This is a genomic window from Allomuricauda sp. NFXS6 (genome assembly GCF_040148835.1).
Lineage (GTDB): Bacteria > Bacteroidota > Bacteroidia > Flavobacteriales > Flavobacteriaceae > Flagellimonas.
Map to the genome: position 1 here is coordinate 264,577 of NZ_JAGEMG010000003.1, position 16,239 is coordinate 280,815.

Below are 16,239 nucleotides of genomic sequence, written 5' to 3' on the forward strand. Positions count from 1 at the left end.
ATCAATATGTTCAATTTTAAAAAGATAAACAAAATGCTTTGGGTTACTGCAGGATTTCTTGTGGTAACAACGGTCTGCTCCTGTCAGGGAAATCAAAAAGACCAAGAAAAAGATACCGAAGTTGCGCTAAGCGATCAACCTAATTTTGTCATCATTTTTGCCGATGATTTGGGTTATGGGGATTTAAGTTCTTATGGTCACCCGACCATTCGGACGCCATATTTAGATCAAATGGCCCATGAAGGCCAAAAATGGACCAACTTTTATGTGGGGGCCAGTGTTTGTACACCTAGTCGTGCTGCATTAATGACAGGTAGGCTGCCCGTGAGAAACGGTATGGCCAGCAGCGAAGTCCGTGTGCTTTTTCCTGATTCGCACAATGGGTTGCCTCAAACGGAGGTTACCATAGCGGAGCAGATGAAAGCGGCAGGCTACGCAACAGCGGCAATAGGGAAATGGCACTTGGGGCACAAGGAAGAGTTTCTTCCTACCAGTCATGGCTTTGATTCCTATTTCGGAATCCCCTACAGCAACGACATGGACAATTTGGTTCCCTTTAGATCGATGGAAGGGTATTTTGATTTTTGGAAATCCGAAGAGCGAAAGGATATCAATACATTTAATGTTCCTTTGATGAGGGATACGGAAATCGTTGAACGTCCGGCCGATCAGCATACCATTACCAAGAGATATACGGAAGAGGCTGTAAAATTTATTGAAGAGAAAAAAGACGAACCTTTCTTTTTGTATCTGGCGCACAACCTTCCCCATGTGCCCTTGTTCACTTCCAAGGAATTTGAAGGCACCAGCCCAAGAGGTTTATACGGCGATGTCGTGGAAGAGATAGACCATAGTGTTGGGCAAGTACTCGATGCCTTAAAACAAAATGGGCTCGCGGAAAACACCATTGTGGTGTTTACATCCGATAATGGCCCTTGGTTGATTATGAACGAAGAAGGGGGAAGTGCTGGACTGTTGAGAAACGGAAAAGGATCCACCTGGGAAGGGGGCATGCGCGAGCCTTGTATTTTTTGGTCTCCTGGTAGAATAAAACCCGGAATAGTTACCGATTTGGGAACAACAATGGACTTGTTCACTACTTTCAGTAATATGGTAAACGTACCAATTCCTGACGATAGGGTAATGGATGGAGTGGATTTGGCCCCCGTATTATTTGAGGGGCGGAAGAGCCCCAGGAATGATATGTTCTACTATCGCGGAGATAAACTCTACGCTGCGAGGGTAGGGGATTATAAGGCACATTATGTTACGCAAGACCCCTATGGTCCAGATGCTGTGGAGCATGAGACACCTTTACTTTATAACTTGAATGTAGATCCTTCCGAGAAATATGATATATCCAAAGAAAACCCGGAAATCATTGCCAAAATCAATGAGGCGGTAAAAATTCATAATGATAATATGGTAAAAGGTCCAGATCAATTAAAAGATCGTGGCTAATAAGAATCTATCTTGGTTTAGTTAATTATTTGATAGAAATTCAAGGAGAAAAGCACGGTGCAAGCCGTGCTTTTTAATTTTTCATAAATTTTAAAACTTTCAGAGAAATGGATGGTCCTGATATTGTTATCCGCTGCATATTCATGATCTGAACTATCTATCATTTAACTACATGCATTTATTGGCATATCTTTGTGGATAGATAGGGTGTGCCGGATGGTTGAGACCATCCAAAACGGAAAATTTTAGCCATCCAATATTTGGATGTAGAATTTTGAAAGTCAAGTTTTTGTGTTAGTACCGAGGGTGCTCAATTTTATCCAGAGAAGCTGATATACTTTGTCCGGCTTTTCCAACCAGCGCTTACCTACCATATAAAATGAACATAATTGCCTCACAATGGCACTAGAACTAATTGGCTATCTTCTGTTCAATTGTTTTAGAAAAAGGTGTTCCCTTAGTACACTTTTTATTACAATTAACGCTATGACAGCAAGCGAGACAATGCCGGAAATCAAAATGTAATTGTAAAATCCTTCGGTAAACCCGCTCTTGAAATAGGGCAATAGCATTGTAAATCCCAAAATATACACTCCAAAACAAATAGGGGTGATGATGTAATTTGCCTTCAATCTTATGCCATAATATTTTTTCAGATATTCTTGATAAGTCCTATTGTCCAGCGCGATCAGCTGGCTTTCCTTTCGGTAAATGCTGACAAACTCGATGATGACCCTAAAGCCAAGACTGGAAATCATCAACAAAAGGCCCAGCGTAAAATTATTCCAGTCACTGCTGGCGTACTTGATAGCAAAGGCCATCAAAATTATTATGGTTATGGATAGTACTGCTATTGTTGCGAATTGTCCATTGCGTTGTTTCCTGGCCTTTTTAATAATGTTGTCCGGCTTATCGAGGGTCAAGTCGCTATTTTGACTTTTCCAAATTTGGGATAGATCATCGTTTTTCATTTGTGATACATTTTAAAAGTGAATTTCTGATTCTGCTCAATCGGGTTCTCAATGCACCGTGTGCGATTCCCTGCATTTCCGCTATCGCAGCTTGGGGAACTTCCTCCAGTTCTAGCAGTATGATGGCTTTATTGGTCGGGCTGAGTTTATCGATACATTGGTACATTCTTTTGATCTGTGCTTCCCGTTTATCGCTTTTCCCATCGGTTGCACCTGTTTCCAGAACGGCTTCGTTGATCGGGACAAGTTTTTTGGGTTTTCGTAAATCTCCCAAACAGGTGTTTACGGCAATTCTGTAAATCCAAGTGCCAAGAGATGACTCGGACCGGAAAGTCTTTCTATGGTTCCACACCTTGATGAAGGTTTCTTGCTGCCACTCTTGCGCCAAATTTTCGTCCCCTGAGGCATAGCCCAAACATAATCCATAGACCTTATGAGCATGTGAATTATATATTTGTTGGAATTCATTTTCTATGTCCATTCAGTGCACTGCTAGTATTTGTTTGATTTGTTCCATGAACCATTCTGGCTTGTCGAACATGACAAAGTGAGCGGAATTATCGGCAATGATCAAATCATATTTTGCTAAGTTAGCGTATTGGTCCGTATAGGTCTGTTCCACCATTGCTCTTCCATAGGGCTTGTCCGCTGCGATTATTGTTACCGGAACGGAAATATTCTTAAGGTCTTCCCTTACATCTAGTTTGAGATAATCGGTATAGCCGTACACATAGGTTTTTCTATCGGCCAATATCAACCAGTCTTTAATGCTTTCTTGGGTTTCCGCATATAAGCTCATTCCTTGGGCCATACCTTGGGCCATTTGCTCAAATTCGGTCTCGTCCATGGACAATAACCGGTTGTTGAACGGGCTGTCATATGCCAGACTTTCAGGATCAAAATTTGGGATCATGAGCGCACCTGTGGCAGGTAATGCGTCTATCAATATGATTTTGGATATCTTGTTGTTCTCCCTGCTGGCGAGCCAGGTGGCTATTGTGCCACCTAAACTATGCCCGATTACGGTCAGGTTGTTCAGTTGGTTCTTGTGGATGTAATTTTCAATGGATTCATTGACTTTGGGTAGCCAAGGAAATTCAATGGGCGCTTTGCCACCGAAACCGGCAAGTGTAAGAATATGGCACTCATGGTTTTTCTCCAACTGTCCGACTATGGAATCCCAGCTTTCGCCGGGGACCGTAAAGCCGGGAATGAGCAGAACCGGTGTTCCACTGCCCGTAACCTCTATATGAACAGGTTGAGGTTGGTCGATCTGTTGCGCCTGGGTAAGACAAGTAAACAATATTGCCAAGGAAAGAATGGTGTTCTTCATGATTTCTGTATTTGATTTTTGCTTTAGATGCAGAAATCAAAAAATGTTACAAGGGTATTTACAGAAAGAACCATTTAGTCATCCCGATTAGTTTTGATAATCATAACTTTTGAACTATACCCTCAAAGTGGTCAAGATGATAATCCGAAGGAATATTCCATTATAGATGAGCTTATTGATGAAAGTTGGACTGGTTCGGGCACCTTAATGGGGCAGGAAGCAATATTTTCAATGGATTGGCAAAGAGTTTTGGGCAACAAGTTCATAAAACTTGAGTTTCAAAACGAACGAAAAACAAAGGATAATGAGCCTATAGTTTTTAGGGCAACAGCCTTTTACAAATTCGTAAATGACTCGACAGTGGTCGGCAATTGGTTTGACAATAGAGGCATTACCTTTCCCCTAAAAGGTAATATAAGAGAGAATGAACTGACCATAAAATGGGGAGATGATGAAACGGAAAAGGGAAAAACAATTTATTATTTTATAAAAGACAATAATAAGGTTGTTGTTGAAGATTTTGTAATGACCAATGATAAGTATTTTAAATTCGGGAATGCGACCTATTTTACAAAAGATTGATAAGCAATGCTGGTAAAAGAAAAAGCAGTTTAACGACAGTGATTATTAATTATGAAAATAGATAGTTCAAATTTTATCACTATTTTTATCTTTGATTAAACACATCAAAATTGTGTTCAAAAGTTGTTTTTTGCTTTCCGTGTTTTTAACGGGAATGCCCTTAGGATTAAGGTGTTAAAACATTGATAATTAAATACTTATAAATCGAATGTGGTTTCTGCCACCCCGACGAACCACTAAATAGGTGGTATTAAAGCACTGTTAATCGACTGATTGACAGTGCTTTTTGTTTTTGATGCATTCATCTGATATCAAATAAAACCATATAAAAGGTGTAGAGTTCGGTGAATGGTTCGGTACGTTTCTTGTGCATAATTTAGCTTCAGTTTGACGCTGTTTATGGGTGTTTTGCAAACCAGTTTTGTCAAACCCAAAAATTATGTATTATGCGCAATTCCAACACCTTAAAGGTTCTCATCTTCACCAGGGACATTTCCAACAACCCTGAAAAACTGACCATTTATGCCCGTATCACCGTCAATGGAAAACGTGCAGAGATAAGTTTGAAACGTTACGTTTCGGTGAATGAATGGGATGAAAATAAGGGCAGACTCCATGGACTTACCCACAAGGCCCGTTTGTTGAACAGCTATTTGGATGAGGTGTATGGCGAGATTATGGATACCCATAAGCAATTGTTGCGTGAGGACAAGATTATAACCTCACAGGCCATCAAAGCTCGTTATCTAGGACAGGATGAAGAGCACAAGACCCTTATGGAGCTAATCAAATATCATTACGAATCACAAAAGAGTAAGCTTCGCCCGGGAACCATGAAAAACTATTATGGTACAGAAAAATATCTCAAAAGGTTTTTGGAGCATACCCGAAGACTTCAAGACATTAACTTAAAGCGATTGAACTATAAGTTCATTACTGATTTTGAGAACTATTTGATAAATGGGCCTGATCTTCAAAAGGGAAAGAAGTGTACCAATAATGGGGCCATGAAACATTTGGAGCGGTTAAGGAAAATGGTAAACCTTGCCGTGAGGTTGGAATGGTTGGACAAAGACCCGTTTGTAAACTATAAAAAGCATTATAAGAAGAGTGAACGCTCTTTTTTGACCGAAAGGGAACTCAGGCTCATTGAGGAAACAACATTTTCAGGAAGGGGGTATGAGAGGGTCAAGGACACCTTTCTTTTTTCATGTTATACAGGATTGGCCTATGGAGATGTAAAGGCACTGGATATTGATCATATGCGGTTCGGTATAGATGGGAACCTTTGGATCCATACGAAAAGGGAAAAAACTGATGAAGCGGTCAAGGTTCCCTTACTTCCCAAAGCAAAACAAATCTTGGATAAATATAAGAACTGCAATGAAAGATTGATACACGGAAAGTTGTTACCAGTATTGAGCAACCAAAAGACCAACAGTTATTTGAAGGAGATTACAAAGGCTTGTGGAATCTATAAGAATATTTCTTTTCATACTGCCAGGCACACTTTTGCCACAACGGTAACGCTCTCCAATGGTGTTCCAATTGAAACCGTCTCCAAAATGCTCGGCCATACCAAACTGACCACTACCCAAATTTATGCAAGGGTATTGGAAAGGAAAGTTGGTGATGACATGCGAAGATTGGTGGAAAGGATGGAAGGTAAATAAATCATCGTTTTATTGAACTTTAAAATTTTTTGATTCCTTTTTGAATCTGGAGCTTTTTAAAATCGCATAGATATCAGAATATAAATATGCGCCACAAATAGCGATGCCGCAAATACCTTTTCCAAGTTGACCATTTGGAATAAGTAGAGCAGCACACACATAGATAAAACCTACACAAATTGGATACATAAAAATTCTGGTAAATATCTTTTTAATTGTCCATTCGTTTTCTATTGGTTTTTCTTTTAGCCCATATCCTGCAAACTTTTCTGGAAACTTTTCTCTCTCAATTCGTTCAACTGTATCCTTCAATTCTTCAGTCATTATTTTTTTCTCGGTTTTTGCTGCTTTTCTCATAATGAGAAATAGAATAAATGCCACGAATAAAACAAAGACCGCCCCGACCCAACCCTTAGCCAGTCCACTTATGATTATTGGAATAGAAGCAAAAACCAAAACTAGGAACAAGGCTATTTTATCCAAGAGTTTACCGAATGGATTTTTTTCCAATTTAAGTCCTACCAACTTCTTGTCGGAATCAAAATTCAAATGAAATATTGGATACGCTCCACGAAGCCAAAATGAAGAATACCAAAGTAGTATTTCTTTTTCCCTAATTTCTCCAGAGTATCTAATATTGTTCATGAAAAACATATCATTGAAGTGATTTCGAAGGGAGCTTTTCTTTCTATTGAGAACCAGTTTTTCTATGTCATTTTTTTCAATCACCCTAAATCCAATTTCAAATTATTAGTTTCGGTCAATCGTTTATTTGAACTTTTCTTTTTTATTATTCTATTTTGGTAGGGCATTATTGATACAAGGCAACCGACCATAAGTGTCATTTTTACTAAAAAGTTTAAATGCCTCCATATACAGTTCTTCTGTTTCTATTACAACTTTAAGAAGTTCTTCATCCTCACTATTTTCAAAACAATATTTAGCTCTTCCATTTATATATTGATTGTTGGAAGTTATGATTAAAAACCCGTCTTCATCAATATTCCATTTACCTTGTCTGTCTTTTTTATTTAATAACTCACCAACAATTCCTGGCACCATAACTTCATTGTTCTCTTTAAAAACAAGGGCATTTAAAGAGATTTTCTCACCAATATCTTTTCCTTTATAGGCTATATCTTCAATTGTCCAGACACCAACAAATAGATTTGCTGTATTCCTAGAACATGAGGACAACATAAATGAAAAGACACTTATTACAATCAAAAGCTTAGTTACCGATATTTTCTTGGGACTTCTCATCAACCACCTACATATCTACAGTCATCGTTTATTTGAACTTTATTTCTATTACGGCTTGTACTTATTTTCATTCCAAACAGCTTCACGATTAATATATCCCTCGAAAAAAATATCTAAGGAAGTATTATCATTAATCAAATCTTCCAAACTTGGTAATTCATTTTGTTTCAAGAATGAACTATTTCCTGCTTCATTAACAATAGTTAAAGTATCATTTTTGATAGAGACAGTACCCATGAGCTTGGCAGAATCACCATTGTCCTTTCCGAAATATAATTTTGAATTTGTGATATAATATTCGTTGGCTGAAATTGTCTCTGAAATAGGATTAAAATAATAAACGCTTGTATCATCAATATAAAATTCCGTATAAACTTCGTTAATATCTCCCAGATATTCTGGAAACCAATTTCCCTGTATGTTGGAACTATTAGTAGATTGAGAATTACACGAAACTGACTGAGAAATAGCGATAAGACAAACGGCCATTTGTAAAGATTTCTTGAACTTCATATTATCGTTTATTTGAACTTTAATTTATAGAAAAAATTATCTTCTCTTACTTGCAATACTTTATTATTAAATCAGTATTCCTTTTAAAAAAATCGATTGCATCATTTTTAGAATCTGAACCTTTAAAGGACATCAAATATTTTTCATTTCCCTGCTGTGTTACCAATTTAAACGTAAAGGCCTTTTCGTCTGTCCATAAATTTGCAGTCACACTTATCCACCAAGGAATTACTATTTGATTTGTAAAATCATAAACTTTTAGAGCTTTACAATTTCCAATATCGATAAGCTTTTTATAAAACACTCGACTCCCAAATATTAACCCTTGATAAATTGCTCCATTTTCGATTAAGATTACTTTCTTCGAGAACATTAAAGTTCCCAGAAAAATCAATCCTGCGAAACACAAAACCCCAATAACAAGGTCCTTTAGAAAAAGAGGGTTTCGAAATATATCAAGTGAACCAAAAAATAACCAAATCATAAATATTCCAACTAAAGCCTTGGCTCCGCTATTAAGGTAATCATCCAGAATTTTTATGTCGTGTTTCAAAGTGTTATGTAAATCGTTTATTTGAACTTTTATAAACTTAAGGTTTTTGCAAATTGATTTAAACTGTCATTCCCATACCTGAATCACCTGCCTTTTTCTCAAATTATATTTGTCTCCACTTTTTAAAAAATAGAACATTTGATTTTTTTCAGGTAACTGTTTCATGTCTAAGCCCTCTCTAGACCAAAATGCTGTATCATACACAAGCACATAACTTTTCCCTATAACCTCAAAAACATCTCCTTTAACAATAATTGCCGTGCTTTCGTCAATTCCAATTCCCAGCAGTTCAGGTTTCCTTTCAAGTATGGTGAACATATCAAATTGCCGATTTCGGGACAATACATGTTGATCAATTGTGATATTGGAAATAAAACCGAATCCAATTTCATGATCACCCATCATTATTTGATTGTTTTTGGTGTCACCCCTTGCGAGATATGAGCCCTGAATTGTTGCGCCAGCAGAAGACCCTGCAATTACACCCCCTCGGTCAAGCAGTTTCAACATTTCTTTATGTGCCTTTGTGTTTAAATAACTATCTGCTATTCTCCAGTGCCTTCCACCAGTAAAGTAGATTCCAGTGGCTTCTTTTATCGGTTTAACAAATTCATCGGTGTTGGCCACTGAAGGGTCGCTAGTATGTAGGATGGTGAAATTGGGAATACCATATTCATTAAAATTTCTTTCAAGCAATGCTGTATCTATTTGATTATTTATAACAAATGCCGTGGGTATCACCACAATTTTGGCCGAATCCCCACCTGCTAGATTTCGAAATTTGGCCATAATTTCAGTATCACTGATTTCTCCACCTCCAATTGCTATAAGTGTTCCATTTTTATGTCCTGTTGTTATTTTGCCCTCCTGAGCTTCACCGTCTTTCGGAAAAAGAAATATGATGGTAAGTAGTATGCTAAATGCTATTCTAAACATTATTTTTTTGAATTTATTCGACGGCCTTTATTACGTTACTTTTTTATATTCCCGTTAAGTCCAATCGTTAATTTAAACTTTGGTAACGGTCTCTGTTATGAAACGTAGGGCATATTGGATCTGCATAATTGTCCACCGAGACAAAGCTTGTACATAAACCGAAACTTGCGGAAACCACTCATCGCCCTGTGCTTTATACCCATCATTGTTGGTGGTTAGTTTTATCATATTTTCACTTCAAATAGTCTGTCCAAATGTCAATAAATTGCTGTCTGGGTCAAGAATCGAAAATTCCTTTTGTCCCCAGGGTTTGATTTCCAATTTTCCATTTGGGTGAATATCGGTTCGTCTTTCCAATAGTAATTTATAAAATTCGTCAATGTTGTCAGTCCGAATATAAACTTGTCCATAATTTTCTTTCGGGTCAAGTTCTTTAAATTCAAAAAAATGGATTTGGACTTGGTCTTTTTCCATCATCAAATAACCATCGAAATCGGCACTCCCAAATTCCTTAAAACCTAATCGCTTTGAGTAAAATTCCCGCGTAACTTTTTTGTCACGCATCGGTAATTTCGGACTGATATCTACTAGCATATATCAATTTTATGTTCTAAAATCCAATATTTCATCTGTTCAAATCAGTTCAATCGTTTATTTGAACTTTGGTTTAACATTTCATCCAATAGCAAAATTGTCAGAAATATATTTTTGAATGAATTCTTTATCTGATTTGTTTTTCAACACCAACAACTCATTGTTTTTATGAGTTCTATAATTCATTAAGAACTTCGATTTTCCACTTCTTGATGATTCAGAAAATTCAAATCGGTTAGGGTCAAACTTGTCTGTTATCAATTCCTCCTTTTGAACTCTGTCAAGAAATTTAATCTTCCGAGTCATTTTTCCACTTTGTTCATCTATTTCCAACACTGAGTAATATATACTAGCTGCGAATCGATAAAACGTATAACCCATTAATGTCAAGAATTTAGGATAAAATACCACTTTTCGTTGTTTTTTCTTATAAAATTTGGAATGCACCGCATATCAAGTGATCCATTGGCCTTTGTCTTTACTATTTTTTATATACTACCCTATTCCTTGTACGGGACACTATCATATTTGTTGTAGAGCTGTTCAAATCGACTTTGGTCAAATGGCTTTTCCTCCAGCACCTGTTTCAGGCCTTTGAAAAAGCCCTCCCTTCCCATGGATGGATTGAAAAACAGCAATACCTTAACAGCTTGGTCCGTGTCGTTCTTGAACCCGTGGACCGTAAACTTGGGGATATGTACCATGGTACCGGGTTTGGCCGTGTGCTGGGCATCTTTTGTCGTTACTGTCAGGTTTCCCGAGACCACGATAAAGAGTTCTTCCATGAAGCGGTGATAGTGGAGATCGGCCCCCATACTCTGTGGGGCAAGTTCTATCTGGTATACCCCGAACTGATCATGGGTCATGGCACTGGTAATCTTGAGCAAAACGTTGCTGTTGTGTATCCCGATGCGTTCCCCATCATCAGGGGCGACTATCTGTGGTCTTCCCTTGAGGTCGTCGCTCAGGTAATCAGGCTTCTTCTTTTGCATGGTCTATGGACTTAAAGTATTCTTTAATGGCTTTTTTTGAACTTTGCAGGCCCGACTCTGAACCTTCATAGGTCGTTCCATAAATGCTAAAGCTGTTTACACGATCAATACCCATAAAGTTTAGGATGCCCTCCAGATAGGCCTCCACACCGTCGGGCGACTCCCCATTGATGGGTGTTCCTCCACGGGCCACTATGATGTTCGCCGTTTTGTTTTCGAGCAATCCTTTTCGGATATAGGTCTTGGGATCGTAAGCAAACGTTCTGTTGATACGGATCACATGGTCAATGTAGGCCTTGAGGGTACTGGGGACCCCATAGTTGTAGACCGGGGAACCAAGCAAGATCTCGTCCGCTTTTTCCAGTTCGCTGACCAGTTCATCGGATACCTCTAGTGCATGCTCGCCTTCCGTACCCAAGGAAAAGGCATTGTAGACCTTATGTGTCAAATGGGGCGGTATTGTTTTTGCCAGGTCACGGTGTACGACCTTCCCCTCCGGATTCCTTGTTTTCCATAGTTGTTCAAAATGGTCGCCCGCTTGACGGCTGAACGAATCCTGTAGGTTGAAACTGGAATCGATTCTTAAAAGTGTTTTCATGTCGTTGTTTTTTTATAAGACCATCGGCCCATAAAAAAAGTGACCGATATGTCAGATTCTCCCCGTACTTTACCAATTGGAACCGTAGGGCCTGGTAGTTTCGGGTATTCAGTTCAGGTTCAATTGGGTCAGCAGGGCATCGATCTTTCGTTCAACGGAGACCGACTTTCTCAAGTGCAGGCTGTTCAATTTTTCGGGGTCTACTATGGAATAGATGTGGTCGATCTTTTTCTGTGCGTTAAAATGGAAGATCACACAACTGAGGATCTTTTCTTTGTTCATAAACCATAGTGCAGGTTGGTGGTTGATATAATTGAACTCATATTCCCTGTTGTCGAGGAATTTTGAATGTACATATTGCATGAGCAGTGCCGTAGCCGCCTTGCCCTTGGTTATGCGCGTTATCACTTTTACACTATGGCCACCGTCCGCCATGAGCGCAATATCATCGGTGAACAGTGCCTCCAGTTTTTCGGTGTCCCCCTCCATCAGGGCATGGACATAGGGGTTCATACAATCCTTTGGGGGCAGTTCCTTGTTGATCACTGCTTTGGAAAGTTTTGTTTTTGCCCTCGAATACAGTTTTCGGCAGCTCTCGGGGGTAATATCGAGTACATCCGCAATTTCATCGTGCTTGTAGTTGAAACTTTTCCGGAGCACAAATACCGCCCTTTCCTTGGGGTTGAGTTCCTCGAACAGCACCATAAGGGAATAATTGGCCACCTGCTTTTGTACCAATGCCGAGTCCGCCTGTTCGGTGGCAATGGGATCGGGAAGCCAGACCCCGTACCTACTGAATTTTTGGGATCTTTTCTTGAAATTGATGGAAAGGTTGATCACGGTCTTGATCAAATACTGCTTTTCGTTCCTGATGTTCGACTTGTCCAGGTTGATATACTTTTCCATGGTATCCTGCACCAGGTCCCTGGCATCTTCCAGGCTACCGACAATGTTGTAGGAATAGGTGAGCAGGCTTTGGTAGAAGGGTTCTTTCATAAGGTTGTGTTTCGTCCTTTTGTAAAGGACAAACGGGGATGGAAAAACGTGACGGCAATGTAAGTAAATATCTATGATATCCTTAAACCAATCTCAAAGAACAAGGCTTTATTGCATGGAGCGAGCTTATGGATTTCCTTTGATGCGATGGTAATTATCAATGAGTGCCTCAGTAACGATTTTGGCCTTCGCGTCACTGGTCCTATCGAAGTTGATGGTATGAGTGGAAAGGTAGTTTTTGAGCAGCATATCCACCTCGGTATTCTCCAGATACCCATGATCGGATAGATTGCCCAAAACGGCACCGTACCGATTAGATTTGAATCCATCTTCCAACATATCCAAAGTATCAATTAATGGTATATGGTATTTAAGTCGTCTGCTATCCGGAGCCGAAGGCCCGTTGCCACATCGGCCTGTTTGGCATAGGTGCCCCAAGATTTGATGACGGAGTTGATTTCCTTGATGATCTTTTCCCCTTTCTTGATATTGTTGTCATGGGCAATGGTCATCAGGTCATCGGCCGTGATCTTGAGTCTTTTTCCATTGACACTCAAGGTCTGTTGGTTTACCCAGTGGTTCGTGGCATCAAAGGCGAAACAGAGGTCAAAGGCAGGGGCCAATTGCCATTTTTCATTCTTTTTCAAGAGAAACGAAAAGTTCTTGGTGTGGTCGTCATAATTGGTGGCCAGTACATTGAAGACCATCCTACGGAACATTTGTTCCGCTTCCGGATAGCTGAGCCGCAAGGATCGCATGGTCTGAAATACCTGTTCGTAACCATATCCGAACATATCATTGAAATCGTAATGTTGCATACCACATAGGGAAAGCACATGGTGCCTTACATTGCCCTCTCGATCAAAGCGTTTGGTCATAAAATGGGCCCGGCCATTTTCTTCCAATAATCGACTTTCACTGATGGTTATGCCACAGTCCTTGGCCATCAGGTAGTAGGCATACTCGACCCGTCCCCAGCCATGGCTTTCACCGAACTGTTCGCCGCTTACCCCGTCCAACTTGATGAGCCAGTGTTCAAAACCCTTGGGAACATTGGCCTGTCCAGAGCGTACTTCCCCGGTCTTGGGATGATAGGCGATCACGGCCTTCGGACGTGCTCCCCCTGCAGAGGTTCCAATTTTTAGGATGTCCATCATGGCCTTCTCATCTTCCCCCTTCAAATTGGTCAAAAAGGATTCTCTTTGGTTGAGCATTTTTTGGGCAACTTCCACCAAACTGTCCATTTCCAAGGAAAAACTTCGGGTACCGCTTTTGATCTGTGCCGGTTCGAATTCCAAGGCCCCCATCCCACGTCTCCCGATAAAGCATAGTTTTTCCACAGGGTTCATACTGTTTTCGGGTCTTCCCTGCTGCGCCAACCAAATATTGATCAGCTTGTTCCCGTATTTGTCGGGAAGGGCATCGGACAATAGGCCGGGCAGGCCCTTGAAGGTGTCCTCGGTTTGATCTTTCCCTTTTCGAAGTTCCGGGAAGCTATAAATTCTCGGACCTTGGGAAATGGGCATTTTTAAAGGGGAAAGGTCCCAGTTGTTTTCCAAGAATTTTGGGCTGTATTCAAATAGGCCCAGCTGTCTGCTTTCATCCCATCGGACGGCCCCGGCCAATTCCCCCCAGACCAGTACTTCGGCCACATCTACCATTCCCAATCCTCGTTTTCACCCTCTTGGGCGGTTTTGTTCCTGACCCGTTGCCGTTGCTGTTTTTTAAGCTTGGCATATTCCAAAGGGCTTATTTCATCCGAATATTCAAAATTGTCCAGAACGTGCAAACGGTCCAGAGCCCGCAGGATTTGCAGCAGACTGGTCAATGAAATGGATTCCCCGTTCTCGATCTGGCTGATGGTCCAACGGTTCAGGCCCGCCGATTCGGATAATTGTGCCTGTGTTTTGTGCTGTTGTTGGCGTTCATGTTTGAGGTAGTTGCCAATCTGTTGTACGATGGCCGCATCAGACATTTGAACCCAATTGATGTTGGTATTTCCCATCATTAAGTCGTTTTTGGTGTATTTATGTTAGTATTTACCAACAAAACTACAAATAAAAAATAATATGATCGTTAAAAGTGTTGATAAATGCCAACATTAAGTCATTATATAGCTATTAGTGTTGGTAAAAACCAACAAAATATAAAATATATGATAATTTTTGATGCAGTGGGTCAAATCCTATGTAGAGGAGAAGGGGGGCGATATATACGACTGGATACTTTAGGGGACAATACCCGGTTGATCCGACACTAGACGGAGGCCGGCTTTGCTTTTTTGGGCCTGTTCGAGCCCTCCGATACCACTGGGTTGCCACCACATTATCAAGGGGTGCCGGTATGTCTTTTTGAAATAGACCTGATTTCTTAAGACCGCTTATTGGGTCATCCCGGTGATTTCACCAAATTTACTGTGCGACCTGCTCCTATAAAGAGATATACTTCCCTGGATAGGGGACTGAAATTGGTCATGATCAAAACAGAAAGCGATGAAATTTAGATATGCACGACATACCGATGACCTGGAACGGATTACAGATTTTTATACCCGGGTCATGGGTTTTCAGGTACTGGGCAGTTTTAAGGACCATTCCCGTTATGATGGGGTATTCCTAGGCCTACCGGGGAGGGACTGGCACCTAGAGTTCACTACCTCCGATGGTAGGGCCGATCACCGGCCGGATCGGGACGACCTGATGGTCTTCTATGTGGAGGATGCTATGGAATTGGAAACGATTCGGGACAGGGCGGTGGTGGCGCAGGTGCCCGTTGTGGTCTCCAAGAATCCCTATTGGCGTGACAATGGACTCGAACTTGCCGACCCCGATGGCTTTGGGGTCATCATTGCCCTGGAAAAATGATCCCAAGGGCTTTATTGGTTATGGGCGGTCTTGCCTTTCAGAGGTGCATTTCTTAAGCTGGCTCAAGGCATGGAAATGTATAATGTGATAAACTTGTACCATCAAGGTATTGCCTTGACCAAATAAGAGCATATGGAAAACAATATCTTGGATAAACATGGGGCAGTCTTGGAGAACCTTTTCGGACTCTGGGAAGAAGTGGGCAGTAAAGCGGATCTGCTCAGGAATGAACACGGGCTGCGCTTTATCCGGCAGGAAGGGCTATGGCCCGATCTGATGTTCGGACTGCATGAAGGTTTTAGCAATTGGAAAGCACTCCGGGAGGGTGCCCGCTCCGGAAGATACCCAAGGGCCATGGCCCTAGGTGAAAATGCCCTATTGGAGGATCAATTGCAGACCGTGGGCTATCAAAAGACCTCCACGGTGCGTTCCATGTGCTGGGACGCCAAATGGATGCCGGGGCCCAAAACCCATGTGGCACCGATAGAACGGGTGGACGATATGGCGAAGCTTACGGATTTTTCACATATTGCCTCGGTCAGTTTTGGTTATGAGATCTTGCCAAAAATGTTCCGCCCCTTTTTGGAGGATACCGAAAAGATCAGGATGTATATTCAGGAACATCGGGGCAAAGCGGCGAACTGTGGTCTGCTCTTTTTGGATGACAAGGATGGTGCCGGTATCCATATCATCGGAACACTGCCCGAACATCGTGGCATGGGCTTGGGGCGATCCATGACAGAATACCAGTTGAAGGAGGCCATTGGACTTGGCCCTTCGCATATAGGGCTTGTGGCCTCCGAAGGTGGTGCCCGGATCTATTCAAAAATGGGGTTCGAACCGGTCGGGCACATGGTGACCTATCGCTTTGGAGGATCAAGTGCCCAACGATAGTCCCGGAGGATCTTGT

At 41.0% G+C, this 16,239-nt stretch carries 21 protein-coding genes; 5 read left to right on the forward strand and 16 right to left on the reverse strand.

Translation table 11 applies throughout. From position 1 onward, the window contains the following. Positions 1-6: 6 nt before the first annotated feature. Positions 7-1,461, forward strand: coding sequence for a sulfatase family protein (locus tag J4E06_RS06635; protein WP_349523249.1), 1,455 nt, complete (start codon positions 7-9; stop codon positions 1,459-1,461). A 419-nt stretch (positions 1,462-1,880) separates the two neighbouring features. Here the strand turns inward: J4E06_RS06635 and J4E06_RS06640 are convergent, their stop codons facing one another. From J4E06_RS06640 to J4E06_RS06650, 3 genes are read right to left on the reverse strand one after another with little or no spacing between them, the layout of a single operon-like run. Continuing rightward, the gene (locus tag J4E06_RS06640) at positions 1,881-2,432 is read right to left on the reverse strand and encodes a hypothetical protein (protein ID WP_349523250.1); all 552 of its coding nucleotides are present in this window, start codon (positions 2,430-2,432) and stop codon (positions 1,881-1,883) included. Then, complete coding sequence (locus J4E06_RS06645) at positions 2,419-2,913, reverse strand: RNA polymerase sigma factor (protein ID WP_349523251.1); 495 nt, start codon at positions 2,911-2,913, stop codon at positions 2,419-2,421. Before J4E06_RS06645 ends, J4E06_RS06640 begins: the two co-directional genes overlap by 14 nt. After that, on the reverse strand, positions 2,914-3,765 hold the full coding sequence (locus J4E06_RS06650) for an alpha/beta fold hydrolase (RefSeq protein ID WP_349523252.1): 852 nt from the start codon (positions 3,763-3,765) through the stop codon (positions 2,914-2,916). 93 nt (positions 3,766-3,858) lie between these two features. On the opposite strand from J4E06_RS06650, the gene J4E06_RS06655 reads away from it, so the two are divergent. Beyond that, entirely contained in the window at positions 3,859-4,347 is a 489-nt protein-coding gene (locus tag J4E06_RS06655; protein ID WP_349523253.1) for a hypothetical protein, read from the forward strand. A 446-nt stretch (positions 4,348-4,793) separates the two neighbouring features. Continuing rightward, positions 4,794-6,020, forward strand: a complete 1,227-nt coding sequence (locus tag J4E06_RS06660) for a site-specific integrase (protein ID WP_349523254.1) — start codon at positions 4,794-4,796, stop codon at positions 6,018-6,020. A gap of 9 nt (positions 6,021-6,029) precedes the next feature. On the opposite strand, the gene J4E06_RS06665 is transcribed toward J4E06_RS06660, so the two are convergent. The 13 genes from J4E06_RS06665 to J4E06_RS06725 all read right to left on the reverse strand — a co-directional run bounded on the left by J4E06_RS06665 (position 6,030) and on the right by J4E06_RS06725 (position 14,473). After that, positions 6,030-6,749: a hypothetical protein gene (locus J4E06_RS06665; RefSeq protein ID WP_349523255.1), complete on the reverse strand. Its 720-nt coding sequence runs from the start codon at positions 6,747-6,749 to the stop codon at positions 6,030-6,032. A gap of 66 nt (positions 6,750-6,815) precedes the next feature. Then, positions 6,816-7,283 carry a hypothetical protein gene (locus J4E06_RS06670; RefSeq protein ID WP_349523256.1) on the reverse strand — a complete coding sequence of 156 codons (468 nt, stop codon included), beginning with the start codon at positions 7,281-7,283 and terminating at the stop codon, positions 6,816-6,818. 48 nt (positions 7,284-7,331) lie between these two features. After that, positions 7,332-7,796, reverse strand: a complete 465-nt coding sequence (locus tag J4E06_RS06675) for a hypothetical protein (protein WP_349523257.1) — start codon at positions 7,794-7,796, stop codon at positions 7,332-7,334. Between the two features lie 46 nt (positions 7,797-7,842). Beyond that, complete coding sequence (locus J4E06_RS06680) at positions 7,843-8,349, reverse strand: hypothetical protein (protein ID WP_100818080.1); 507 nt, start codon at positions 8,347-8,349, stop codon at positions 7,843-7,845. A gap of 66 nt (positions 8,350-8,415) precedes the next feature. Beyond that, entirely contained in the window at positions 8,416-9,285 is an 870-nt protein-coding gene (locus tag J4E06_RS06685; protein ID WP_349523258.1) for a cyanophycinase, read from the reverse strand. Positions 9,286-9,357: 72 nt separating this feature from the next. Next, positions 9,358-9,513 carry a hypothetical protein gene (locus J4E06_RS06690; RefSeq protein ID WP_157810793.1) on the reverse strand — a complete coding sequence of 52 codons (156 nt, stop codon included), beginning with the start codon at positions 9,511-9,513 and terminating at the stop codon, positions 9,358-9,360. 9 nt (positions 9,514-9,522) lie between these two features. After that, positions 9,523-9,879: a bleomycin resistance protein gene (locus J4E06_RS06695; protein ID WP_100818068.1), complete on the reverse strand. Its 357-nt coding sequence runs from the start codon at positions 9,877-9,879 to the stop codon at positions 9,523-9,525. Positions 9,880-10,379: 500 nt separating this feature from the next. Further along, the gene (locus J4E06_RS06700; protein ID WP_349523259.1) at positions 10,380-10,871 is read right to left on the reverse strand and encodes a cupin domain-containing protein; all 492 of its coding nucleotides are present in this window, start codon (positions 10,869-10,871) and stop codon (positions 10,380-10,382) included. After that, positions 10,852-11,469, reverse strand: a complete 618-nt coding sequence (locus J4E06_RS06705; RefSeq protein WP_297787702.1) for an FMN-dependent NADH-azoreductase — start codon at positions 11,467-11,469, stop codon at positions 10,852-10,854. Before J4E06_RS06705 ends, J4E06_RS06700 begins: the two co-directional genes overlap by 20 nt. A gap of 108 nt (positions 11,470-11,577) precedes the next feature. Further along, complete coding sequence (locus tag J4E06_RS06710) at positions 11,578-12,465, reverse strand: sigma-70 family RNA polymerase sigma factor (RefSeq protein ID WP_349523260.1); 888 nt, start codon at positions 12,463-12,465, stop codon at positions 11,578-11,580. Positions 12,466-12,591: 126 nt separating this feature from the next. Next, entirely contained in the window at positions 12,592-12,804 is a 213-nt protein-coding gene (locus J4E06_RS06715; protein WP_349523261.1) for a hypothetical protein, read from the reverse strand. Between the two features lie 14 nt (positions 12,805-12,818). Beyond that, complete coding sequence (locus tag J4E06_RS06720; protein ID WP_349523344.1) at positions 12,819-14,126, reverse strand: type II toxin-antitoxin system HipA family toxin; 1,308 nt, start codon at positions 14,124-14,126, stop codon at positions 12,819-12,821. Further along, entirely contained in the window at positions 14,120-14,473 is a 354-nt protein-coding gene (locus tag J4E06_RS06725) for a helix-turn-helix domain-containing protein (protein WP_349523262.1), read from the reverse strand. The genes J4E06_RS06720 and J4E06_RS06725 overlap by 7 nt, the downstream gene beginning before the upstream one ends. Positions 14,474-14,957: 484 nt before the next feature. On the opposite strand from J4E06_RS06725, the gene J4E06_RS06730 reads away from it, so the two are divergent. Both J4E06_RS06730 and J4E06_RS06735 read left to right on the forward strand, forming a co-directional pair. After that, positions 14,958-15,329: a VOC family protein gene (locus J4E06_RS06730; RefSeq protein ID WP_349523263.1), complete on the forward strand. Its 372-nt coding sequence runs from the start codon at positions 14,958-14,960 to the stop codon at positions 15,327-15,329. A 132-nt stretch (positions 15,330-15,461) separates the two neighbouring features. Further along, positions 15,462-16,223, forward strand: a complete 762-nt coding sequence (locus J4E06_RS06735) for a GNAT family N-acetyltransferase (RefSeq protein WP_349523264.1) — start codon at positions 15,462-15,464, stop codon at positions 16,221-16,223. Positions 16,224-16,239: the final 16 nt, after the last annotated feature.

What these genes read in the sequence shown, in the direction of transcription:
- J4E06_RS06735 (WP_349523264.1), top strand. Translation starts at nt 15,462, where the DNA reads ATGGAAAACAATATCTTGGATAAACATGGGGCAGTCTTGGAGAACCTT.
- J4E06_RS06685 (WP_349523258.1), bottom strand. Translation starts at nt 9,285, where the DNA reads ATGTTTAGAATAGCATTTAGCATACTACTTACCATCATATTTCTTTTT.
- J4E06_RS06720 (WP_349523344.1), bottom strand. Translation starts at nt 14,126, where the DNA reads ATGGTAGATGTGGCCGAAGTACTGGTCTGGGGGGAATTGGCCGGGGCC.
- J4E06_RS06730 (WP_349523263.1), top strand. Translation starts at nt 14,958, where the DNA reads ATGAAATTTAGATATGCACGACATACCGATGACCTGGAACGGATTACA.
- J4E06_RS06650 (WP_349523252.1), bottom strand. Translation starts at nt 3,765, where the DNA reads ATGAAGAACACCATTCTTTCCTTGGCAATATTGTTTACTTGTCTTACC.
- J4E06_RS06690 (WP_157810793.1), bottom strand. Translation starts at nt 9,513, where the DNA reads ATGATAAAACTAACCACCAACAATGATGGGTATAAAGCACAGGGCGAT.
- J4E06_RS06670 (WP_349523256.1), bottom strand. Translation starts at nt 7,283, where the DNA reads ATGAGAAGTCCCAAGAAAATATCGGTAACTAAGCTTTTGATTGTAATA.
- J4E06_RS06705 (WP_297787702.1), bottom strand. Translation starts at nt 11,469, where the DNA reads ATGAAAACACTTTTAAGAATCGATTCCAGTTTCAACCTACAGGATTCG.
- J4E06_RS06660 (WP_349523254.1), top strand. Translation starts at nt 4,794, where the DNA reads ATGCGCAATTCCAACACCTTAAAGGTTCTCATCTTCACCAGGGACATT.
- J4E06_RS06635 (WP_349523249.1), top strand. Translation starts at nt 7, where the DNA reads ATGTTCAATTTTAAAAAGATAAACAAAATGCTTTGGGTTACTGCAGGA.
- J4E06_RS06640 (WP_349523250.1), bottom strand. Translation starts at nt 2,432, where the DNA reads ATGAAAAACGATGATCTATCCCAAATTTGGAAAAGTCAAAATAGCGAC.
- J4E06_RS06675 (WP_349523257.1), bottom strand. Translation starts at nt 7,796, where the DNA reads ATGAAGTTCAAGAAATCTTTACAAATGGCCGTTTGTCTTATCGCTATT.
- J4E06_RS06645 (WP_349523251.1), bottom strand. Translation starts at nt 2,913, where the DNA reads ATGGACATAGAAAATGAATTCCAACAAATATATAATTCACATGCTCAT.
- J4E06_RS06715 (WP_349523261.1), bottom strand. Translation starts at nt 12,804, where the DNA reads ATGTTGGAAGATGGATTCAAATCTAATCGGTACGGTGCCGTTTTGGGC.
- J4E06_RS06710 (WP_349523260.1), bottom strand. Translation starts at nt 12,465, where the DNA reads ATGAAAGAACCCTTCTACCAAAGCCTGCTCACCTATTCCTACAACATT.
- J4E06_RS06725 (WP_349523262.1), bottom strand. Translation starts at nt 14,473, where the DNA reads ATGATGGGAAATACCAACATCAATTGGGTTCAAATGTCTGATGCGGCC.
- J4E06_RS06700 (WP_349523259.1), bottom strand. Translation starts at nt 10,871, where the DNA reads ATGCAAAAGAAGAAGCCTGATTACCTGAGCGACGACCTCAAGGGAAGA.
- J4E06_RS06695 (WP_100818068.1), bottom strand. Translation starts at nt 9,879, where the DNA reads ATGCTAGTAGATATCAGTCCGAAATTACCGATGCGTGACAAAAAAGTT.